Origin of the sequence: Sphingomonas sp. 1F27F7B (genome assembly GCF_005503355.1) — a bacterium.
GTDB lineage: Bacteria > Pseudomonadota > Alphaproteobacteria > Sphingomonadales > Sphingomonadaceae > Sphingomonas.
The window spans coordinates 50141-72119 of the sequence record NZ_SCMK01000024.1; the positions used below are offsets into that span (position 1 = coordinate 50141).

Annotated in this window: 21 protein-coding genes; 9 read left to right on the top strand and 12 right to left on the bottom strand. The window is 67.0% G+C overall.

What is annotated here, in order from left to right:
* Positions 1-106: 106 nt before the first annotated feature.
* The 3 genes from FFS08_RS18980 to FFS08_RS18990 all read right to left on the bottom strand — a co-directional run bounded on the left by FFS08_RS18980 (position 107) and on the right by FFS08_RS18990 (position 2476).
* Positions 107-826: a hypothetical protein gene (locus FFS08_RS18980; protein ID WP_137864353.1), complete on the bottom strand. Its 720-nt coding sequence runs from the start codon at positions 824-826 to the stop codon at positions 107-109.
* A gap of 3 nt (positions 827-829) precedes the next feature.
* Entirely contained in the window at positions 830-2029 is a 1200-nt protein-coding gene (locus FFS08_RS18985) for a toxic anion resistance protein (RefSeq protein WP_137864352.1), read from the bottom strand.
* Positions 2030-2128: 99 nt separating this feature from the next.
* Positions 2129-2476, bottom strand: a complete 348-nt coding sequence (locus FFS08_RS18990) for a hypothetical protein (protein ID WP_137864351.1) — start codon at positions 2474-2476, stop codon at positions 2129-2131.
* Positions 2477-2614: 138 nt separating this feature from the next.
* Here FFS08_RS18990 and FFS08_RS18995 point away from each other — a divergent pair, with 138 nt between their 5' ends.
* On the top strand, positions 2615-4330 hold the full coding sequence (locus FFS08_RS18995; protein ID WP_137864350.1) for a M61 family metallopeptidase: 1716 nt from the start codon (positions 2615-2617) through the stop codon (positions 4328-4330).
* 16 nt (positions 4331-4346) lie between these two features.
* Here FFS08_RS18995 and FFS08_RS19000 read toward each other — a convergent pair whose 3' ends face one another.
* Positions 4347-4733 carry a VOC family protein gene (locus FFS08_RS19000; RefSeq protein ID WP_137864349.1) on the bottom strand — a complete coding sequence of 129 codons (387 nt, stop codon included), beginning with the start codon at positions 4731-4733 and terminating at the stop codon, positions 4347-4349.
* A gap of 84 nt (positions 4734-4817) precedes the next feature.
* Between FFS08_RS19000 and FFS08_RS19005 the strand changes: the two genes are divergently transcribed.
* A complete protein-coding gene (locus FFS08_RS19005) occupies positions 4818-5588 on the top strand; it encodes an AraC family transcriptional regulator (RefSeq protein WP_171012714.1) in 771 nt (256 codons plus the stop codon).
* Here the strand turns inward: FFS08_RS19005 and FFS08_RS19010 are convergent.
* Positions 5563-6138 carry an NADPH-dependent FMN reductase gene (locus FFS08_RS19010; RefSeq protein ID WP_137864347.1) on the bottom strand — a complete coding sequence of 192 codons (576 nt, stop codon included), beginning with the start codon at positions 6136-6138 and terminating at the stop codon, positions 5563-5565. The genes FFS08_RS19005 and FFS08_RS19010 overlap by 26 nt on opposite strands.
* Before the next feature lie 240 nt (positions 6139-6378).
* Between FFS08_RS19010 and typA the strand changes: the two genes are divergently transcribed.
* From typA to FFS08_RS19025, 3 genes are all read left to right on the top strand, one after another.
* Complete coding sequence (gene typA / locus FFS08_RS19015; RefSeq protein ID WP_137864346.1) at positions 6379-8217, top strand: translational GTPase TypA; 1839 nt, start codon at positions 6379-6381, stop codon at positions 8215-8217.
* A 69-nt stretch (positions 8218-8286) separates the two neighbouring features.
* Positions 8287-8847: a hypothetical protein gene (locus tag FFS08_RS19020; RefSeq protein ID WP_137864345.1), complete on the top strand. Its 561-nt coding sequence runs from the start codon at positions 8287-8289 to the stop codon at positions 8845-8847.
* A gap of 69 nt (positions 8848-8916) precedes the next feature.
* The gene (locus FFS08_RS19025) at positions 8917-9762 is read left to right on the top strand and encodes a rhamnogalacturonan acetylesterase (protein ID WP_137864344.1); all 846 of its coding nucleotides are present in this window, start codon (positions 8917-8919) and stop codon (positions 9760-9762) included.
* Positions 9763-9781: 19 nt separating this feature from the next.
* On the opposite strand, the gene FFS08_RS19030 is transcribed toward FFS08_RS19025, so the two are convergent.
* Entirely contained in the window at positions 9782-10183 is a 402-nt protein-coding gene (locus FFS08_RS19030) for an EVE domain-containing protein (RefSeq protein ID WP_137864343.1), read from the bottom strand.
* A 143-nt stretch (positions 10184-10326) separates the two neighbouring features.
* On the opposite strand from FFS08_RS19030, the gene FFS08_RS19035 reads away from it, so the two are divergent.
* The 3 genes from FFS08_RS19035 to FFS08_RS19045 are packed head-to-tail and all read left to right on the top strand — an operon-like array spanning position 10327 to position 12679.
* Positions 10327-10680, top strand: a complete 354-nt coding sequence (locus tag FFS08_RS19035; RefSeq protein WP_137864342.1) for a hypothetical protein — start codon at positions 10327-10329, stop codon at positions 10678-10680.
* A gap of 48 nt (positions 10681-10728) precedes the next feature.
* Positions 10729-12390 (top strand): FAD-dependent oxidoreductase, encoded by a 1662-nt coding sequence (locus FFS08_RS19040; protein ID WP_137864341.1) that lies wholly within the window; start codon positions 10729-10731, stop codon positions 12388-12390.
* Between the two features lie 16 nt (positions 12391-12406).
* On the top strand, positions 12407-12679 hold the full coding sequence (locus tag FFS08_RS19045) for a DUF3297 family protein (protein WP_137864340.1): 273 nt from the start codon (positions 12407-12409) through the stop codon (positions 12677-12679).
* 76 nt (positions 12680-12755) lie between these two features.
* On the opposite strand, the gene FFS08_RS19050 is transcribed toward FFS08_RS19045, so the two are convergent.
* The 4 genes from FFS08_RS19050 to FFS08_RS19065 all read right to left on the bottom strand — a co-directional run bounded on the left by FFS08_RS19050 (position 12756) and on the right by FFS08_RS19065 (position 16064).
* Entirely contained in the window at positions 12756-13130 is a 375-nt protein-coding gene (locus FFS08_RS19050; RefSeq protein ID WP_137864339.1) for an endonuclease domain-containing protein, read from the bottom strand.
* A gap of 75 nt (positions 13131-13205) precedes the next feature.
* Positions 13206-13973 (bottom strand): isocitrate lyase/PEP mutase family protein, encoded by a 768-nt coding sequence (locus tag FFS08_RS19055; RefSeq protein ID WP_137864338.1) that lies wholly within the window; start codon positions 13971-13973, stop codon positions 13206-13208.
* A 250-nt stretch (positions 13974-14223) separates the two neighbouring features.
* Entirely contained in the window at positions 14224-15030 is an 807-nt protein-coding gene (locus tag FFS08_RS19060; RefSeq protein WP_137864337.1) for a LytR/AlgR family response regulator transcription factor, read from the bottom strand.
* Complete coding sequence (locus FFS08_RS19065; protein ID WP_137864391.1) at positions 15027-16064, bottom strand: sensor histidine kinase; 1038 nt, start codon at positions 16062-16064, stop codon at positions 15027-15029. The genes FFS08_RS19060 and FFS08_RS19065 overlap by 4 nt, the downstream gene beginning before the upstream one ends.
* A gap of 193 nt (positions 16065-16257) precedes the next feature.
* Between FFS08_RS19065 and FFS08_RS19070 the strand changes: the two genes are divergently transcribed.
* Complete coding sequence (locus tag FFS08_RS19070) at positions 16258-16848, top strand: HD domain-containing protein (RefSeq protein WP_137864336.1); 591 nt, start codon at positions 16258-16260, stop codon at positions 16846-16848.
* Positions 16849-16939: 91 nt separating this feature from the next.
* On the opposite strand, the gene FFS08_RS19075 is transcribed toward FFS08_RS19070, so the two are convergent.
* Both FFS08_RS19075 and ligA read right to left on the bottom strand, forming a co-directional pair.
* Complete coding sequence (locus FFS08_RS19075) at positions 16940-19651, bottom strand: TonB-dependent receptor (RefSeq protein WP_137864335.1); 2712 nt, start codon at positions 19649-19651, stop codon at positions 16940-16942.
* 169 nt (positions 19652-19820) lie between these two features.
* A complete protein-coding gene (gene ligA, locus FFS08_RS19080; protein ID WP_137864334.1) occupies positions 19821-21950 on the bottom strand; it encodes an NAD-dependent DNA ligase LigA in 2130 nt (709 codons plus the stop codon).
* Between the last annotated feature and the right edge of the window lie 29 nt (positions 21951-21979).

Here is a 21979-nt window from a genome sequence, read left to right on the forward strand (position 1 = left end):
CGCTCACCCACCGCCGGGTAGATTGCGCCGATGGCAGCAGCGCGCCGGGCTCCTCGCGATGGCCGGTTTCCGCCGATGTCGGTCATGCCGCCTCGCCGGGTCGCGTTCAAGCGCCCGGGTCGTCCTCGTCGCGATACTTAATCTGCAAATAGCGCCCCCGCGTCGCCAGCGCGTCGAGATCGCCCTGGGCCAGCTGCGAAGTCATCTCGGCGATCTCGTCGTCGATCAGCTGCAGCCCCTGAGCCAGCTGCTGGTCCGGCGACAGGCCGTTGCGCTCCACCCGGCGCAGCGGTTCGGGCACGCGTTGATAGCCCTTCACCAGCTCGGGCAGCTGCTCGCCCACCAGTTTGCGCACTTCGACTGCCGCCGGGCTGTGTTCGTCGAGCGCTGCGAGCTGGGGCGTCAGCGTCTCCAGCTTCACGCCGATCGAATCGACCAGCCCGCGCACCGGCGAGGGCAGGGCGGGGCGCTGTGTCTCTAGCCAGCGCTCGGTGCTGCGCGGCAGGGCCTTGAGCGGGATCTCGGCCAGCTTCTCGACATTCACGGGCGCGCTTGCCGGCATCACCGCGAACAGCAGCGTGGCTGCGACCAGCAGCAGCACCACCAGCATCGCGCCCATCATGCCGAGCGGCGCCACCGCCAGCCCGAACACGATCGCGCCGGCCAGGATCAAGCCGTCCGCCACTGCGATCCGCCCGATCCGGCGGACGACTTCGGCTTCCTTGTGCTGGCGGTTGCGGCCGGACACCGCGAGATCGGTGCGCGCGCGCACCCGGTCCAGCGTGGATCCGATCCGGTTCAGCTCGCGATCGACATCGGTGGGCACGGCCTACATCGCCTCCAGCTTGAACGTCTCCGCCCCGCCCGAGACCTGGTTCTGCGCGGCGCCCTCGGCCCGCGCAATATAGCCCTTCGACTTCTCGACTTCGTTCGAAAGCGTGTTGACCGTGGTCTTCATGCTGTCGAGCGCCTTGAGCTTGAACGTGTCGATCGCGTCCATCGTGTCGTAGATGTTCTGGAAGGCGCGCTGCAGCGTCTCGACGGGGATCGTCGAGTTGGCCGCCTGTTCGTGGATCGCGGCCGACTGGCTCTTGAGCAGCGCGCCGGTCGAATCGATCAGCCCGGCGGTGGTGCTGTTCAGCGCGGTGATCTGGTCGAGCACCAGCTTCTGGTTGGTCAGCGCCTGCGCCACGGTGACGGCGGTGCGCAGTGCCGAGACGGTGGTGGTGGAGGCGCGGTCGACGCCCTTCACCAGCTCGACATTGTTCTTCTTGACCAGGTCGAGCGCCAGATAGCCCTGCACCGTCACTGCCATCTGGGTGAGCAGGTCCTGGGTGCGCTGGCGGACATAGAAGAGCGCGGTCTCGCGCAGCGCCTTGGCCTTGGCCGGATCGGTGTGATCGAGCTCGTTGGCCTTGTCCTCGATCTTCGCGTCCATCGCCTTGGACAGATAGATCATCTGTTCGAGCCGGCCCATCGCCGCCCACAGGTTGGTCCGCTCGGTGTCGATCGCGGCATTGTCCATCAGCAGCTCGTCCTTGCCGTTGGACAGGCTCTTGAGGATGCCGTTGATGTGCGTCTGCGAGCTCTGATATTTGCGGAAATATTGCTGCATCCCGCCGCCGAACAGCTTGGAGAGGAAGCCCTGGCTCCCGCCGATCAGCTTGCCGTTCTGGCTGGGATCTAGCTCCTCCACCTTCTTGCGCAGCGCGAGCAGGTCGGCGCCGACTCCGTCATTGCCCATCGCCTTGACCGGCCGGTCGAGGAAGCGGTTGGACTGGCCCGCCGCGTCGCGGATCTCCTTCTGTCCCATCGCCGCGATCGCATCGACGCGCTTGCCGAACTCGGGCGAGTTGACGTCCTGCGCGACGAGATCGTCGATGAAGCTGTCGACCCGAGCTTCCAGCTCGGTCTTCTTGCCGTCGTCCACCGGCACCAGCCCGGCCGCCCTTTCGGGCGCGACGACCTTCACCGGCTCGGGCGGCGTGAGCACCAGATCCTGTTCGGCCACCACGGTCTCGCTCGCCATTCCCACGTCTCCAAACTGTCCGGCCCCCAGCATAGGATCATCCGGACGGCAAACCAACTGTGTGGCTTATGTAATACACCCGGGCAGCCGCGCCAAGGGTCAGCGGCTCTCGGTCTTCACCTGGCTCGAGCGATAGATCTGCTCGCCGTTGCGCAGCACCGTGAGTTGGCAGCCATTTTGCGGCTCGCTCTCGCCCGCGCAGAAGCGTGCACCCTCGGCCGCGCCGCTGGCGGCCGTGGCGGTCGCGCCCTTGGCGGCGGAGAGGCGCACCGGCTCGCCCGATCCGGCCACCAGCACATGGCAGGTGCCGCTGCTCGAATCGCGGCAGTTGAGCAGCAGCTTGCCGGTGGCGAAATCGGCGTCGAGCACCAGGCTGATGTTGCGCTTCTCGGTCTTGCCCGAACAGCCCGCAAGCACCAGCAGCGCCAGCAGCACACCCTTGTTCATCGCGATCTCCTTTGCCGCCAGCATAGCGCGGTTTCGCGCGCGCAATAGCCGCCATCGCAATCGTTGCGCTTGCGCTCCGTTCATCCGGTGGTCAGCCTCGGCGTCGATAACGGAGCAGGGTTCGAACAGGGGGATTTCATGCACCACCGGATGCGCCTCGCGGCATTGCCGCTTCTGCTGGTGCTCGGCGCCGCCCGCGGTGCGCCCGATCCCGCGATATCCTATGAGCTCGCGCCCGAGATGCAGGGCGACACGATCGCCGCATTGCAAGTTACCATCCGGCTCAGGGCGGACAAGTCGGGCACGACCACGCTCGACTGGGCCGACAGCTGGGCCGGCGAGGACAGGCTTGGCCAATGGGCGCGCGACATTCGGATCGACGGCGCACGCGCCACCGCACCGGCCCCGCATGGCGGCCGCATCGTCACCTCGGCGCCCGGCGCGCCGCTGGTGATGCGCTATCGGATCGTCTCGGCCTATGACGCCGATCCCACGGTCGATGACAGCGAGCAGGCGCGGCCGGTCGTGCGGCCGGGCTGGTTCTATTCGGTCGGCGAGGTGCTCTATGCCCGCCCCGCCGGTCGCGATGATGCGCCTGCCCGCTTCGTCTGGAAGGGACCTGCCGGCATCGGCTTCGCTTCGGATACCGAGCATGCCGTCGGATTGCGCGGACGCCCCCGAACCGTCGGCGACATCCTCGAGAGCATCGCCATCGGCGGGCGCGATCTCGCCGTCTCCACGACGATGCTGAACGGCGCGCCGGTGCGGGTCGCGCATGTCGGCCGCTTCGGCTTCGATATCCAGGCATTCGACAAGCTCGCCGGCCAGGTGGTCGCGGTCGAACGCGATTTCTGGCGCGAGACCAAGGCCACGCCCTTCCTGATCACCGCGATTCCGCTGGCGTCCAAGCCCGGCCAGCTCAGCTATGGCGGCACCGGCCGCAGCGACGCCTTCGCTACCTGGATCGATCGCGACGCGCCGCTTTCGGGTCTCGCCTGGCTGCTCGCGCATGAATATTTCCACAGCTGGAATGCGCGCCAGCTCGGCCGCTTCCCCGAAACGGCCGAGCCCGAGGCCTATTGGATGAGCGAGGGCTTCACCGATTTCTACGCGCGCCGGCTGATGCTGCGCGCCGGGCTGTGGACGCCCGAGAAGTTCGTGTCCGACTGGAACGAGATGCTGCGCGCCTATGCTGCCTCCTCATTCCGCGCGACCGGCAATACCGATGCCGCCGCGAAGTTCTGGAGCGGCGGCCATGACGCGGAGAAAATCCCCTATCAGCGCGGGTCGATGCTCGCCGCGCTTTGGGACCGGCAGCTCCAGGCCCGGGGGATGAGCGATCTCGACACGGTGCTGCGCGCCCAGCGTGAGCGGACTCGCGCGGCCAAGACGCCGCCGCAGCTCACCGATGCGTTCGTGGCGGAGATCGGCCGCGCCGGGCTCGACATCCGGCCGGACATCGCGCGCTATCTCACCCGGGGCGAGCCGATCTCCCTGCCCGAGGACGCGTTCGGCGCCTGTGCCCGGCTGGTCACGGGGGACGTGCCGGTGTTCGAGCGCGGCTGGGATTCCGAAGCCACGGCCAAGGCGGGCAATATCCTGACCGGAGTCGATCCGGCTTCGAACGCCTATGCGGCCGGCCTGCGCGACGGGATGAAGATCCTGCGCCGCACCGCCGGCGAGCCGGGCAATTCGGCGGTCGACTATGTCCTGGAAGCACAGGACGGCGCTACGAAGCGCAGCTTCACCTTCCGTCCCGCGGGCCGGAAGACGCTGCACACCCAGCAGATCGTCCTCGATCCCGCTCGCTTCGCCGCCGAGCCGGAAAAGTGCAAGGCCGCATTGGCAGGATAGGAAATCGGCGCGCGCCCTATCCGCGCAGATGCGCCTCATAGCGCATCGCGCCGATATCGTTGCCTTCGGTATCGAGGAAGCGGATCAGCGTGCCGACCATGGGGATCACCGCGCTGGGCAGGGTGATCGTGCCGCCATGCGCGACGACCCGCTCGGTCAAGGCATCGACATCGTCGACCGCGAAGGTGGGCTCGATCCCGTTCAGCCCCTCGCCGCTGCGCGGGACGTGCCGGGCGTGCATCAGTCCCTGCACGCCCGGCGAATCCGCGTCGCCGGTGTGGATCAGGTAGAAGCCCGGCGGGCCCCAGGGCTCGAATTCCCAGCCGAACACGGCCTCGTAGAAGCGGCGGGCGCGATCGACGTCGTCGACATGCAGGGCGAAGGAGGCAAGGTTGGCGGGCATCGGCGTCGCTCCGGCAGGAGGGAAGGCATGGCGGGATTGTGTCGCGCTCGCCTCCTTGCCGCAATCCCGCTATACCGGCGTATGATGTCGCGAATCCGGCGCAGCGTGGCGGACGAGCCCTTTCTGCTGATCCGCACGGCGGCGAGCGACCACCGCGCGGGCGAGGCGATCGCGCCCCATGCGCATGATTGGCACCAGCTGGTCCATGCTTCGGCCGGGATGATGGAGATCTGGACCGAGCGGGGGTCGTGGATCGCGCCGAGCGGTCGGGCGGTATGGGTTCCGGCGGGGGTACGGCACGGCATCCGCTTCGCCGCGGCGAGCACGCTGCGCACCCTCTATTTCCAGCCGGAATGGGCGCGGGGACTGCCGAGCGACTGTGTCGCCGTCGCGGTGTCGCCATTGCTGCGCGAACTGGTGCTGCGGGCAGTGGCCTGGGGGATGCTCGATGGACGTCGCCCCGCCGAGGCCGCGGTGGCACTGCTGGTTTGCGAGGAATTCCAGCGCGCGGAGACGCCGCCATTCGATTTGCCCGAGCCTGCCAGCCCGGCGATGCGGCGCGCCGCCGGCCTGGCCCGCACGGGCGCGCGCGGGCCAGAGATTGCGGCGATGGCCGGGATGAGCCTGCGCGCGCTCGAACGCCGCTTCCGGGCGGAAACCGGGCTGAGCCTGGGCCGCTGGCGCCGCCATGCGCTGCTGCTCGCGGCGATGGAGCGGCTGGGGGCGGGCGAGCCGGTCAAGTCGGTAGCCGCGCATGCCGGCTTCGCTGCGCCGAGCGCGTTCGTCGCTGCCTTCCGCGCCGCATTCGGCGAGACGCCCGGCGGCTATTTCAGCCCGCGGCCCGCGCGTTCCTGAGCGCCCGCGCCCACCAGGCCAGCTCGTCGAACAGATGGTTCAGCCGCGCGGCTTCGCGCCCCTCGGCGGCGAACCGGTTGCCCTCGCGCCGGTTCCATACGCCCTGCAGGTGGAGCGCGCCTTCCAGCGGCGCCATCTGCAGCTCGCGCGAGACCATGGTGAGCTGCTCCACCGATCGCGCCCCGCCCATGCCGCCATAGGCGACGAAGGCCACCGGCTTGCGGTTCCACTCGGCATAGACGGTGTCGAGCGCGTTCTTGAGCACCGCGGGGATGCCGTGATTATATTCGGGCGCGATCAGGATGAACCCGTCCGCAGCGCCCACCTTCTTGCCCCAGGCGATCTGCTTCGTATCGGCATAGTCGCCCGCGGCCGGCGGCTTCGGGTGGTGATAGAAGGGCAGATCCCATTGCTTCAGGTCGATCAGCTCGCAATCGAGATCGTCGCGATCGGCATCTGCCGCGCCCATCACCCAATTGCCGATCGGCTCCGCCATCCGCCCTTCGCGGACGGACCCGAGGATGACGAGGATCTTCAGCGGCTGTGCCATGTTCTTCCCTTGGGTTGGTGGGCTCTGTCCTGCAGCGCCGATTTGCGCTCTAGCATGGCGGATGCGCGAACTTGCTCCAATCGTCCTTTTTTGACGGCCGCCGCCGCCGATCGACCGGTCCGTGCCCGCGATGCGAGTCGACGGAGAAGATTTTCGCTGCCCCGGTCCATCGAATCACCGGGCTTCCCGCAACGCACAAATTGCTGTACGGGCCCGCCAACTTCTTTCCAGGAAAGCAACATGAACCTCCGCAACGTGGCGATCATCGCACACGTCGACCACGGCAAGACCACGCTCGTCGACCAGCTCTTCCGTCAGTCCGGCACCTTCCGCGACAATCAGCGCGTCGAAGAGCGCGCGATGGATTCGAACGACCTCGAAAAGGAGCGCGGCATCACCATCCTGGCGAAGCCGACCTCGGTCGAGTGGGCGCCTCCGGGCGGCGGCGATCCGGTCCGCATCAACATCGTCGACACGCCCGGCCACGCGGACTTTGGCGGCGAGGTGGAGCGCATCCTCTCGATGGTCGACGGCGTGATCCTGCTGGTCGATTCTTCGGAAGGCGCGATGCCGCAGACCAAGTTCGTCACGGGCAAGGCGCTGAAGCTCGGCCTGCGCCCGATCGTGGTCGTCAACAAGATCGATCGCAGCGACGCGCGCGTGCAGGAAGTGCTCGACGAAGTGTTCGATCTGTTCGTCACGCTCGAAGCCAATGACGAGCAGCTCGACTTTCCGGTGCTCTACGCCTCGGGCCGCAACGGCTATGCCTCGGACGATGCCGATGCGCGCGAAGGCACGCTGCAGCCGCTGTTCGAGAAGATCGTCGAGCATGTGCCGGCGCCCGCGCTCGATCAGGACGCGCCGTTCAGCTTCCTGGTGACGCTGCTCGACCGCGACAATTTCCTCGGCCGTATCCTCACCGGCCGGGTCCAGTCGGGCACGGTCAAGCTCAACCAGCCGATCCATGCGCTCGATGCCGAGGGCAAGGTGATCGAGACCGGTCGCGCTTCGAAGATCATGACCTTCCAGGGCCTGGAGCGCGTGCCGACCGACGAAGCCAGGGCGGGCGACATCATCTCGCTGGCCGGCCTGACCGTCGCCACGGTGTCGAACACCATTGCCGACACTTCGGTGTCGACCCCGATCCAGGCGCAGCCGATCGATCCGCCGACGCTGTCGATGCGCTTCGCCGTCAACGATTCGCCGATGGCGGGCCGCGAGGGCTCGAAGGTCACCAGCCGCATGATCCGCGACCGTCTCGAGCGCGAAGCCGAGAGCAATGTCGCGATCAAGGTCACCGAGAGCGAGGACAAGGATTCGTTCGAAGTCGCCGGCCGCGGCGAGCTCCAGCTCGGCGTGCTGATCGAGACGATGCGCCGCGAGGGCTTCGAGCTCGGCATCAGCCGTCCGCGCGTGCTGTTCGGCGAAGAGGACGGCAAGAAGACCGAGCCGTACGAAACCGTCGTGATCGACGTGGACGATGAATTCTCGGGCACGGTCGTCGACAAGATGAACCAGCGCAAGGCCGAGATGACCGACATGCGTCCCTCGGGCGGCGGCAAGACCCGCATCACCTTCTCGGCGCCGTCGCGCGGCCTGATCGGCTATCATGGCGAGTTCCTGTCGGACACCCGCGGCACCGGCATCATGAACCGCCTGTTCGAGAAGTACGGTCCCCACAAGGGCAATATCGAAGGCCGCAAGAACGGCGTGCTGATCTCGAACGGCAATGGCGAGGCGCAGTCCTATGCCCTGGGCCCCCTCGAGGAGCGCGGCATCCTGTTCGTCGGCCATGGCGAGGCCCTGTACGAGGGCATGATCGTCGGCGAGAACGCCAAGACGGAAGACCTCGAGGTCAATCCGATGAAGGCGAAGCAGCTCACCAACTTCCGCGCTTCGGGCGGCAAGGACGACGCCGTCCGCCTGACCCCGCCGAAGAAGATGACGCTGGAGCAGGCGATCGCGTACATCGACGATGACGAGATGGTCGAGGTGACGCCGACCAAGATCCGCCTGCGCAAGCGCCACCTCGATCCGCACGAGCGCAAGCGCGCCAGCCGCGCGAAGCACGCCGCTTAAGGCCGTTCCCACGGATAGCGATTTGTGTTTAGCTCCGCCCGGTCCCCAGTGGATCGGGCGGAGTTTTTCATGTTGCTGGTCGCGCTGCTGATTGCCGCACAGGAAACGCCGGGCACGCCCGACCAGCCGAAGCAGGGCGCGGACGGCAAGCAGAGCTGGTCGATCCTCAACGATCCCTGCGCCAGCGGCCCGCCGCGCAAGCCGGACGAGATCGTGGTCTGCGGCCAGGGTGCCGATTCCGTTCCCCGCCTGCCGCTTCCCGGCGAGCGGGGGCCGCCCGACCGGCCGATGCCGAGCAACCCGGATGTGAGCGGCATCGGCGCGCTCAACGCCTCGATCGCGCCTTGCGCCACCCGGTCGGAAGGCTGCACGACGGGCATCAACATCCTCGGCATGGGCACTGCCCTGATCCGCGGCGTGGGGAAGCTGGTCGATCCGAACAGCTGCTGCGAGGAGCCGGGCGAGGCGACCAACCCGGTCAAGCTGGTCGGCGATGCCGTCGGCGCGGTCGGGCGCAGCTTCAGGAAGAAACCCGACAAGGCCGGCCGCGTCGCCATCCCGCTCGACGACCTGGCGCCGCCCGAGCCGCGCCGGCTGCGCGATCTCGAGGTCCGCCTGCCGCTGCCTTGACCTTTGCTACCGGTGTCATCTAGGGTCCACTCCTGAGCGACATCGGGGGAGGATTGGATGCGAGGGGCTATGTTCGCCGGTTTGGCTCTGGCGCTGTCGGCCGGCGCGGCACAGGCGCAGACCGCCCCGCAGGACCGCCCCCCGGCGGTGCCGATCAAGGCGTCGAAGATCATCCTGGTCGGCGATTCCACCACCCAGGTGTTGTCGGGCTGGGGCGGCAGCTTCTGCGCCTATCACGTCACCAGTTTCGCCGCCTGCGTGAACCTCGCCCGGGGCGGGCGCAGCACCTATAGCTACCGGGCCGAGGGCAGCTGGGACCTGGCACTGGCCGAGATGAATGCGCGCGGCTTCGCGAAGACCTGGGTGCTCATCCAGTTCGGCCATAACGACCAGCCGGGCAAGCCGGGCCGCTCGACCGATCTCGCCACCGAATTCCCGGCGAACCTGCGCCTCTATGTCCAGGAGGCCCGCGCCGCCGGCGCCGAGCCGATCCTTCTCACGCCGCTCACCCGGCGCCAGTTCAAGGCGGGCAAGCTCGAGCGCGATCTCGATCCCTGGGCGGAGGCGATCCGCAAGGTGGCGGCGGAGCTGAAGGTGCCGCTGATCGATCTCAACCGGCGCAGCGCCGATGCGGTGGAGGCGCTGGGGCCGTCGATGGCCAACCGCTTCGCGCAGGTGCCGCCGGCCCGCGAGGTCGCCGCCGCGGCGCTTGCCGGCACCACGATCGCCAACCCGGTCGCGGCCGTCGCCCAGGCCCTGCCGCAGAACAACGCTGCGGTCGAGCCGCTGGGCGATGCCAGGCTCGCCTTCGACTATACGCATCTCGGCCCGGTAGGCGCCGATTTCTTCTCGAAGATGGTGGCCGACGAACTGGCGGTCGCCGTGCCGGGGATGCGCCCGCTGCTGGTACCCTGAGGCCGGCGGCGCCGCCCGATCAGGCTTCGCTCAGTTCGAGCAGCACGGCCCATTCGTCGTCGCGGACGGGAGTGACCGAGAGGCGGGACTGGCGGAGCACTTCGAGCTTCGCCAGCCGCGGTTCGGCCTTGAGCATCGCCAGGGTGACGGGTCTGGCGAGCTTGCGCACCGGCTTCACCGCGACGCTGGCCCATTTGCCGTCGTCGCCGTCGGGCTGCCAGGCGCGGGTGATCTCCATGATCCCCACTGCCGCCTTTTCGGTGTTCGAATGGTAGAAGAGCGCCTGGTCGCCCGGCTGCATTTCCTTGAGGAAGTTGCGGGCGGTGTAGTTGCGCACGCCGTTCCATTCGGTCGCGCCGTCGCGGACCAGATCGTCCCAGGAATAGGCGTCGGGTTCGGAGCGGAGGAGCCAATAGCGCATGGCGCCGCCTTAACCGCCTAAACGGCTGCTTAACAACCGATTCCGAACCAGTTCAGCCGGCGGGCGTTATCTCCATGACCTCAGCGCCGCGACTCGTCCCTCCTCGGGCGGCCGGCAGGCGCCAGCATATGAGGAGGAAAGTGATGACCAATTTCGTGAAGAAGGCAGTGCTCGGCACGGTCTTGGGCGCGACCGTGCTGGTCGCCGTCGCGCCGGCGGCCGAGGCGCAGCGCTATCGCCGCTATCGTGGCCATGACGACACCGGCACCGCGATCGTCGCGGGCATCGCCGGCCTCGCGGTTGGTGCCGCGATCGCCAGCAGCAACAACAATCGCCGCTATGATTACGACCGCCACTATTATCGCGATCATGGCTACTATCCGACCGACGGCTATTATTATCGCGACTATTACCGCTCCTATCGCGGCTATTGCGAAGTCCGTCGGGTGTGGGATCCGTATCTCGATCGCCCGGTGCACGTCCGCTACTGCCGCTAATGGCTTCGAAGGGGTGGCACCGCGCTGCCCCTTCGTTACGCTGCGGGCATGGGCACCGATTCGCACCTGCAGCTGCGGCAGCTCGCCGCCGATCCTTCCGATCCCTATCGCCGGGAAGCCCAGACCTTTCCCGAGTTGAACGACGACATGGTCGCACGCGTCGCTGCCTTTGGCAGCGTGGAGGAATGGCCCGACGGCGGTGTGCTGTTCGAGCGCGGGCAGCGCAGCGTCGATTTCTTCCTGATGCTCGACGGCACGGTCGAAGTGCTCGACGTCGATGCCAAGGGCCGCGAGCATGTCGTGCACGTCCATGGGCCCCGCCAGTTCACCGGCGAGCTGGATCTGTTCAACGACCGCAAGATCCTCGTCACTGCACGGGCTGGGCCGGGCACGCGCGTCGCCCGGGTCGAACGGCTCGCGTTCCGCCGCCTGATCGCCGCCGAGCCGGATATCGGCGAAGTGGTGATGCGCGCCTTCATCCTGCGCCGGGTGGGCATGATGCTGCACGGCGAGGCGGGCGTGGCGCTGATCGGCCCGGCCCATGGCGCGGCGACCGCGCGCATCGAGAGCTTCCTGCGCCGCAACGGCCTGCCGCACCGCCAGATCGACACCGAGACCGACGCCGATGCCGGCGGCTTCCTCGAATGCTTCCGGCTTGCCCCGGAGGACCTGCCCGTGGTGGTCGTCCGCGGCCAGACGCTGCGCCGGCCGAGCAACGGCCAGGTGGCCGATGCGCTGGGCCTCACCGTCGAACTGGATCCCGCCCATGTTCATGACGTCGCCGTGGTGGGCGGCGGCCCGGCCGGGCTCGCCTCCGCCGTCTATGCCGCCTCGGAGGGGCTCGACACGATCGTCGTCGAATCGATCGCGCCGGGCGGCCAGGCGGGGACCAGCTCCAAGATCGAGAATTATCTCGGCTTCCCCACTGGCATCTCGGGCCAGGCGCTGGCCGGGCGGGCGCAGGTGCAGGCCCAGAAGTTCGGCGCGCGCCTGCTGATCTCGCGCGATGCGGTGGGGCTCGACTGCTCGGGCACGCCGTTCACGGTGCGGCTCGACGACGGGACCGAGATCCGCTCGCGGGCCGTGGTGGTCGCCACCGGCGCCCGCTACCGCAAGCTCGATCTGCCGCGCTATGCCGAGCTGGAGGGCAACGGCATCTATTATGCCGCCACCAACATGGAAGCCGGGCTGTGCGCCGGGCAGGAAGTGGTGGTGGTAGGCGGCGGCAATTCGGCCGGGCAGGCGGCGATCTACCTCGCCCGCAGCGCCGGCCATGTCCACATCCTGGTGCGCGGCAAGGGGCTGGCCGAGACCATGTCGCGCTATCTGATCGACCGGATCGAGGCATCGGACCGGATCACGCTGCACCCCTTCACCGAAGTGACCGAGCTGGAAGGCGAGCGGCACCTGACCGGCCTGACTTGGACCGACCGCAGGAGCGGCGAGGCGAGCCGGCGCGGGGTGGGTGCGCTGTTCGTGATGATCGGCGCGGTGCCCTCGACCGACTGGCTGGACGGCTGCCTCGACCTGGATCCCGCCGGCTTCGTGCAGACCGGGAGCGGCGACACCTTCTTCTGCTCGTCCAGGCCGGGGATCTTCGCGGTCGGCGATGTCCGCTCGGGCTCGGTCAAGCGTGTCGCCTCGGGGGTAGGTGAGGGATCGGTCGTGGTCTCCTCGATCCACCGTTATCTTGAAAGCCTGCGCCAATAGCGGCAAAGGGCTGGCCATGAGTGACACGCCCCCGGACCGCCTGTCGGTCAACCAGAGCAGCCCCTATTTCCAGCGCGAGCTGCTGGAGCGCGGCATCGGCATCCGCTTCAAGGGTGCCGAGCGCCGCGACGTCGAGGAATATTGCATCTCCGAAGGCTGGGTCCGCGTCGCGCTCGGCAACAAGGTCGATCGCAAGGGCAACCCGCTGACCATCAAGCTGGTCGGCCCGGTCGAGGCGTGGTTCGAGCGGCCCGCCGAGGGCAGCGCGGACGAGGGCGCCGAGAGCTGATCCTCAACCATCCGGTTGAGCGATTCATTGGCTCCGTGGAAGAGCGGCGGCAGGCGAAGCCCTGCATTCCCAGTCTCTAGCCCCTCCCTGGAAGGGAGGGGTTGGGGTGGGTGGACACCCGCGCGACGGCAGCGAGGATCACTTCCATCGCACCGCCGGTATTTACCAGCGCGTCATGGTTCCAGAAGCGCAGGACGGACCAGCCCTGTGCTTCGAGATAGGCGGTGCGCGTCGCATCGGCTTCGCTCTCCGCATGCTGCCCGCCATCGAGTTCGATCGCGAGTTTGAGAGTCCGGCAGACGAAATCCAGGATGTAGTGGCTCACCACCAGCTGCCGGGTGAAGCGAGGGCGGACTTGGCGTAGTTGCTGCCAGAGGGCGCGTTCGGCGTCGGTTGAATTGGTGCGTATTGTTCGCGCATTCGACCGGAGCTCTGGCGGCGTGCGTTGCATGACATCCTCCCCTGCCATCTCGCGTGTGGCGACCCATCCCCAACCCCCTCCCTTTCAGGGAGGGGGCTTTTAGGTTCATCCTCCGAACGCCGCCCGGGCCGCGTCTTCGAAGGCCTTGAGCGCAGCCATGTGGGGGAAGGGGCCGTGGCTGATCCGCGCGATGCCCGTTTCCGCCACCGCCTTCGCGTCCGGCGCGCCGGGAAACGCCATGAAGTTGACCGGCAGCGGCACGGCCTTGGCCACGCGCTCGAGCAGCGCGAGATCGGCGAGGCCGGGGACGAAGAAACCGCTCGCGCCGGCATCGGCATAGGCCTTGCCGCGCGCGATCGCGGCATCGGCCATCGCGACGTCGTGCGTGTCGCCCGGCGCGATCAGGAAGATGTCGGTGCGGGCGTTGAGGAAGAAGTCCGGGCCCACCGTCCAGCGGATCGCGGCGATGCGGGCCGCCTGTTCCTCGACGGCGTGCATGACGCGCGCCGCCCGTCCATGGCTGGCGACGATCTGGTCCTCGAAATTGCAGCCGATCGCGCCCGTGGCCGCGAGTTTCTCGACATTGGCGGCGACTGCGTCGGGATCGACCGCATAGCCGCCCTCGAAATCCACGCTCACCGGCAGCGCTACCGCCGCCACCGTGCGCCGCGCATTGGCGAGGGCGAGGTCGAGCGGCAGCGCTTCGGCATCGTCATAGCCGTGCGCAGTGGAGACCGAGGCGCTGCCCGTGGCGATCGCCCGGGCACCGGCGCGCTCCGCCGCACGCGCACTGCCCGCGTCCCAGACGTTGAACAGGATCACCGGATCGCCGGGCACATGGAGCGCGGCAAAGCTCTGATACTTGACGGACATGGACGGAACCCCTCTTGTTCCCTTATTGTTCTAATGGGTGAAAAGCGTCGCGGCAAGGGGGCCGTGATGTCGTCTCGCAACGATGCTGACAAGATCTTGTCACCGGGCCCGCGCCATGGGCGCGGTGGATCCAGGTTGGGGACTTATGCGCGTTGAATATCCCCTGGAGACAAGGATAGCCCCCATGACCGTCATCCCCGCCTGCGCGGGGATGACGACGGAAAATCAGATACTTGCTTGTGTTCTCAACCTAGTGGACGAACCGCGCCACCACGTCGCGATAGGAGCGGCTCACCTTCACCTGCGCACCCGAATCGAGCACCAGGAAGCATTCGCCATTGGTGTGCGGCTTGACCTGGCGGACCAGATCGAGATTGACGATGGTCGAGCGGTGGACGCGCTGGAAACGGCGCGGATCGAGGCGCTTCTCGAGGTCCTTCATCGTCTCCCGCAGGATCAGCGTATTGTCGCCGGTGTAGATGCACATGTAATCGCCGGCTGCGTCGATCCGCTCGATCGTGTCGACGTCGACGCGGAAGATCTGGCCGCGATCCTTGATGTTGATCAGCTTCTCGAAGCGGTTCGACGCCATCTCGCCGTCCACGGCCGAAGCGGCGATCTCGTCGACCGCCTCGGGCGCCACTTCGGCGAGCACTTCCTTGAGCTTCTCGATCTCCTCGACGCCGCGCTTCTCGCTCAGGCGCTGTCGCACCCGGTCGAGCGTGTCGGCGAGCCGGGCGGGTTCGACCGGCTTCATGAGATAATCCACCGCCTGCGCCTCGAAGGCGCGGATCGCGTGGTCGCTATAGGCGGTCACGAAGACGAACAGCGGCGGCTCGACTTCCATCAGCCCCTGGACGACCGAGAAGCCGTCGAAACCCGGCATCTGGATGTCAAGGAAGACCAGGTCGGGCTTGTGCGTCTTGATCGAACGGATCGCCTCGCGCCCGTTCGAGCATTTGTCGATGATCTCGACGTCGTCATGTTCCTGAAGCCTCAGCTCGAGCCCCTGGATGGCCAGGGATTCGTCGTCGACCAGAATAGTACGGATGGTCATGCGGCCTCTCGATTAGGTTCCTCGATCTGGAACGGTATCTCGATCTCAACGCTGAACCCCTTCCCTGGGTCCGAACGCGTCTCAAATCGATGGTCAGGCCCAAAAGCCTGGGCCAACCGCTCCTTGATATTGGCGAGCCCCACGCCGGTTGAAAGGGTTGGCCGCTGTTTTGCCCCGATCAATCCCGGACCCGTATCGGATACGGCGATCTGCACTCGTTCTCCGGCGAGCCGAGCGGAGACGGTGATGTCGGCGCCCTCTTCCTGGGGCGTCACGGCATATTTGATGGCGTTCTCGACGAGCGGCTGGAGCAGCAGCGAAGGCAGCCGCGCCTTGGCGACGCGCTCGTCGATGTCGAAATGCGGGCGCAGGCGCTCGTCGAAACGCATCTTCTCGATCTCGAGATAGAGCTTCAGCGTCTCCGCCTCCTGGGCGAGCGTGACGTGCGCCGTCGGTTCGTTCGCCAGCGTGTAGCGCAGGAAGGAGGACAGGCGGGAAAGCATGATGTTCGCCCGCTCGGTCTGCTTCAGCAGCACCAGCGTCGAGATCGAGTTGAGCGTGTTGAACAGGAAATGCGGGTTGAGCTGATAGCGCAGCATCGCCAGCTGGGCATGGCTGGCCTGCATCTCCAGCGCCTGCATCTGATCGATCTGCTGTTCGACGATCAGGTAGAAGTTGATCGCGAAATAGAGTGCCGACCAGCCCGCGAGCACGGTGAAGTTGATGAACACGGTGCCGACGACGAGGTTGAACGAGATGTTCGGCGTCGGCATCTTGATGAAGGAATAGATGAAGGCGTCGAGCACCGCGTAGATCGCCGTGGCCGTGCCCAGCGTCGCCAGCGTCAGCAGGATGCCGGGAATGCGCGGCAGCCGCCGATAATAGCCGTAGAGCGTCGAGAGCAGCAGCGTGAGGCAATAGCCGATGATCGATTCGATGATCACCGCGATCACGCCCTCGACGCTGAAGCCGTTGGACAGCGACACTACGGTGCGCAGCAGCAGATAGCCGGTCCAGCCGCCGGCCTGGAGCATCCAGAAGGCGCGGTTCTTGTCCTCGAAGAACGGGCGCGACAATGCGGCCGGCTGCTTCAACGGCTGCGCGAGGAACGGGGAGCTAGGGTCCAGGGTAGCCACGCTCCAGCCTCTAACACCGCTGACAGGCAGGGGCAAAGAGGCGTAGTCTGGCGGAGACCGGCACGAGACCGGCGCGACGAGGAGAGCGAGGATGGAGCAAGGCGGCGAACGCGCGAAATTCCATGCGATGACCGAGGGCACGGCCGAGGACTGGGCGATCATCGGCGGGGCGTTCCGCGGCTTGGCGGCCGGGCTGCCCGATCGGGTGCTCGCGCATCTCGGGCTGCTCGACGGCGATTTCGGCGGTTTCGCGATCGACCGGTTGCAGCATTCGCTCCAGACCGCGACGCGCGCGCATCGCGACGGCCGGGGCGAGGACTATGTAGTGATGGCGCTGCTCCACGACATCGGCGACACGCTGGGGAGCTACAACCATCCCGAGATCGCCGCAGCGATCCTGCGGCCCTTCGTCAGCGAGGAGCTGCACTGGATCGCCGACAAGCACGGCGCCTTCCAGGGCTATTATTTCTTCCACCATCTCGGGCTGGATCGCGACGTGCGCGACGGGTTTCGCGGCCATCCGCATTTCCAGGCCTGCGCGGAATTCTGCGAGCGTTACGATCAGGCGGCGTTCGACCCCGCTTATGAAAGCGCGCCGCTTGCCTTTTTCGAGCCGATGGTCCGCCGGGTCTTCGCCCGGCCGCTGAACAGCATCTACGCCGGGACGTCCGAGGCGGCCTGAGCCCCGTTCACCGACAATCGCCCAAACGAAAACCGCCGCCCCGTTTCCGGAGCGGCGGCTTCGTGTTCCCGTTCGGGAAGCGGATCGTGGCTTAGAAGCCGACGACCAGCGTGCCCATCACGGTGCGCGGGTAACCGATCTGGGTGTTCGGCGGGTTGCCGTACGCCGTGATCGCACCCGTCGCCGCGTTGTAGGTTGGGCCCTGGTTCACGGCGCCATTGCCGCTGTTGACCGAACCGACCCAGAACTCGTTGAACACGTTGAGCACGTTGACCTGGAAATAGGTCTTCTTGTTCAGGCCCGCCCAGCTGAGATCGACCCGCGCGTTGAGGTTCACCAGCGTATAAGCCGGCGTCTTGTTCGGGAAGATCTGGTAGGTCGTGCCACCCGCGATCAGCTGGATCGGCTCGTTGGTGTCGTAGATGTAGCGCGGACCCGTGCGCTTCACGTCGACGCCCAGCGAAACCGGCGTCAGATCGACCGTCGCGCCGCCACCGAAGGTGTAGACCGGTGCGTTCGATTCGCGCTTGCCCGCGGTCGGAGCGTAGACGATCGCGCCGGCGGTGGTGCGAGCCACCTCGACATCGTTCAAGATCTCCGAGTGGAGGTACGAGCCAAAGGCATAGAGGCTGACTTCGCGCACCGGCTGATAGGCGATCGTACCGTCGAAGCCGTACTTACGCACGGTGCCGAGGTTGCGATACACCGAACGGTCCAGCTCGGGATCATAGGACTGGGCCAGGCGATTGTGGAAGTTGGTGTACCAGCCGCTGATCTGCGCCTGCAGCTTCGACGAGCGATAGCGAATGCCCAGGTCGAAGTTGTCCGTGGTCTCGGGCTTGGGCTTGGCGCGGTCCGAACCGGCCGGGAAGTAGAAGGAGTTGTACAGGTTGTCCGTGCCCGGCACCTGCAGGCCCTTCGAATAGTTGCCGAAGACATCGACCTGCGGCGTCAGCGACCAAGTGTAGCCGATGTTCGGCAGCACTCGCCTGTAGTTCAGAATGCGCTGCTGCGGTCCCTGGGTCGGGAAGGTGCAGACCACCGGGGTGGTGGTGGTGCAGGTTGCACCCGCCGCGGCGGCGACGCTCTGGGCCACGGTCTGGGTCGGCGTGCCGGCGAGGAAGGCGGCGACACTGGCGCCGCACTCGACGAAGCCCGAAGCGCTCGAAGTGGCGCAGTTGTTGGTCAGGTTGCGGCGGAAGAACGGCGCGCGGACGCCGGCGTTCACCTTGAGCATGCCGTCGAAGAACTCGCCGCGATACTCGGCCGCGACCTGATGCAGGATCGCATAGGAAAGGCGATCGCGCTTCTCGAGTGCGTTGCCGTTCGAGTCGAGGATCGGATTGTTGACCGGGAAGACGTCGAAGGGCTTGCCGTTGAGCTGCAGGAAACCGATCTCGCCCGTCTGACGGTGACGCGCACGGTCATAGGTGTAGGCGAGACGGACGGTCTGGGTTGACGAGATGTCGTAGCGCAGCGACGAGATCACGCCGATGCGGTGCGTCTGGGTCTGGCTCGGCGCGAGTACGCGGATGGTGTCGAGGGTATCGCCGTCGCCGTTGAGGTCGCGGCCGACATAGGGCGCGCCGCCCCAATAGCCGGGCTGGCAGTTCACCGTCGCGCTGTTCGGCGTGGTGTTGCAGTTCGCGCGACCGCCGGCCGGATTGAGGTCGTACATTGCCTCGTTCGCCACGACGGTGCCGCCGCCGTTCGCCTTCACATACTGGTAGCTCGGGTCGACCGTGAGGACGAGGCCATCGGCCAGGGTGAAGCGCGAACCGCCGCGGATGTTGCCGGTGTTCGACGGGTTGAAGCGCTCATCGAAGGTCGAGCCGCAGCTGTTGGCCAAGTCGGCCACGCCCGGACGGGCGACCGTGTTGATGGTGCACAGCGGGATGTTGTAGAACGCTTCGCCGTTGTTGGTCGGGTAGCGGTCACCCGAGCCGGTGCCCACATTGCGGGGGCCGGTGACGGCACCAGTGGTCGAGTTGCGGACAACGGTATCCCAGCGCAGGGGAACCGAACCCTGGAAGTTGTTGCGGTTCTCGTTGTAGTGGCCGGCCAGCGAGATGAAGTCGCCGCTATCGCCCAGCGGCTGATAGATGCGGGCGTTGTACTGCTGCTTGTCGACCTTCGAATTGTGGTTCCAGGGCTGGTAGTAGCTCTGCTGGCTGGCGGCGAGGAACGCGCGGGTGCCGAACGAAGTGAACTCGCCGGTATCAACCATGCCGAAAGTGCGGAAGAAGCCGTTCTCGCCCACCGAGCCGACCAGCTTCACGCCGAAATCCTTGCCCGGAAGGCGGGTGCGATAATTGACGGTCGAACCCGAAGCCGAGGCGGTCGGCGAGTCGACGTCGGTCGTGCCGAGGTTGACGTTGACCTGCTCGATCAGCTCGGCGTCGAGCTGCTGGTTCGAGTAGATGGCGTAGCTGCCCGAATCGTTCAGCGGCACGCCGTCGAAGGTCTGGCTGATGCGGGTGTTGTCGAAGCCGCGGATGCTCATCGAGCCGCCCGACGAACCATAGGGATCGTTGTTCTGGAAGCTGACGCCCGGGAGCTGGTTGATCAGATCGTTGATCGAGGCGCCGGCTGCCTGACGCTCGATGAATTCCTGGGTGAGGACGCCCTTGGCCTTCGAGGTGTCCGGAATGATGATCCCGTGCACGCCATTGTCGGCGCGGCCGCCGGTCACAACGATCTCGGTCTCACCCTCGAAGTCCTGCGTACCGGTGGACTGCGCGAACGCCGCCCCCGGGACCATCAGCGCGGCAAAAGCCACGCCCGCAAAAAGCTTGGTGCGCATTAGAGGTGTTTCCCTTTCGGTGTGTGCTTATCGTCTGCACTGAACGCGGTGCGGTTCACCGTCGTCGCCGCCCATGCGATTAATTTATGTCGGTCCTGTGACAGTCAATCGGAGTCCTGTGGGGCAGGCTGGTTAATCTGCGATTCAGGATTGTTGCGTTGCAAAAAAGTCACTCCACTGTGGCGACGATCTGCAACCATTCGCTCTCCGTAATTACGCGAATTCCGAGTTCTGCGGCCTTTTTCAGCTTCGAGCCGGCGCCGGGCCCCGCGATCACCAGGTCCGTCTTCGCGGACACCGATCCCGCGACTCGGGCCCCCAGCGATTCGGCCTGGGACTTGGCCTCGTCCCGACTGAGCGCCTCCAGCGTGCCGGTGAAAACCAGCGTCTTTCCCGATACTTCCGATTCGCGGGTCGCGACATGGAAAGGCGGGGGGGCCACTTCGCCGAGCAAGTCTTCCCACACCGCGCGATTGTGCGGCTCGTGGAAGAAATCGGCCAGCGCCTGGCCCACCGCGCCGCCGACATTCTCGACGCCGATGCGTTCGGCGATCGCCTTGTCGAGCCGGGCGCGGTGTTTCACTTCGGTCTCACCCAGCTGTGGCGGTGTCGCCGCGCGCAGCGCGATGATCTCGTCGGCGAGCGCCTGGAGCGCCGGCAATGTTGCATAACGTTTCAACAGGTCTCGCGCCGTGATCGCGCCGATGTGGCGGATGCCGAGGCCGAAGAGCAGCCGTGCCGCATCGGGTGCGCGCTTGGCCTCGGTTGCGGCGAGCAGCGCGTCGACCGACTTCTCCTGCCAGCCCTCGCGGCCGAGCAGTTCCTCGCGATGGGGGGCGAGGCGGAAGATATCCGCGGGCTCGGCGATCCAGCCCAGATCGAGCAGTTCGATCAGCGTCTTCTCGCCCAGCCCCTCGATGTCGAGCGCGCCGCGGCTGACGAAATGCTTGAGCCGCTCGAGCCGCTGGGCCGGGCAGATCAGCCCGCCCGTGCAGCGTATGTCCACTTCGCCTTCCTCGGCGACGGCCTCGGAATGGCAGATCGGGCAATGGCTGGGGAACAGAAAGGCCGGCCGATCCTCGTCGCGGGTCAGGTTCTCGACGATCTGCGGGATCACGTCGCCGGCGCGCTGGAGCACGACCCGGTCGCCGGGGCGCACGCCCAGGCGCGCGATCTCGTCGGCATTGTGCAGCGTCGCGTTGGTGACGACGACGCCGCCGACGGTGACCGGCTCCAGCCGGGCGACCGGCGTGAGCTTGCCGGTGCGGCCGACCTGGATGTCGATGCCGCGCAGCGTGGTCTGGGCGCGCTCGGCGGGGAATTTGTGCGCCAGCCCCCAGCGCGGCGCGCGGCCGACGAAGCCGAGCCGGGCCTGCCAGTCCAGCCGGTCGATCTTGTAGACCACGCCGTCGATGTCGAAGGGAAGGTCGGCGCGGACCGCCTCGATCTTCCGGTACTGCGCCAGTGCCGCGTCGAGGTCGACGGGGCCGACGAACAGGTCCGAGACCGGGAACCCCATCGCGGCGATCGCGCGGATCACTTCCGCCTGGGTTTCGCCCGGCAGCGACGTGGTTTCGCCCCAGCCCCAGGCGAGGAAGCGCAGCGGGCGTGCCGCGGTCACCGCGGCATCCTTCTGGCGCAGCGACCCGGCGGCGGCGTTGCGCGGATTGGCGAACTGGCGCGCTTCCTTGCCGGTCTCCTCCGCCTCGGCGAGCAGCCGGGCGTTGAGGGCGGCGAAATCCTCCTTCGCCATGTACACTTCGCCGCGCACCTCGAAGACTTCGGGCGCGCCGGCGATTTCCTGGGGCACGTCGCCGATCGTCCGTGCATTGGCAGTCACGTCCTCGCCGATCTGGCCGTCGCCGCGCGTGAGCGCCTGGACGAGCCTGCCCCGCTCGTAGCGCAGCGAACAGGAGAGGCCGTCGATCTTGGGCTCGGCGGTGAGCGCGACCGGCTCGGCATCGCCGAGCGCCAGGAAGCGGCGGACGCGGCCCAGGAAATCGGCGACGTCCTCGTCGCCGAACCCGTTGTCGAGGCTGAACATCGGCCGCGCATGCGCGACCTTGGCGAGGCGGCCGGACGGTGCGGCGCCGACCAGCCGCGACGGCGAATCGGCGCGGACGAGATCGGGAAAGGCGGCTTCGATCGCGGCGTTGCGCCGCATCAGCGCGTCATAGTCGGCGTCGCTGATCTCGGGCGCGTCTTCGGCGTGATAGAGGCGGTTGTGGTGCGCGATCTCGGCGGCGAGCTTCTCGAGCTCGGCGGCGGCCTGTTCCGGAGTCTGGGGGAGCGGATCCATAGTGCGGGGTTAGGCTGGCGGCCGGGCGG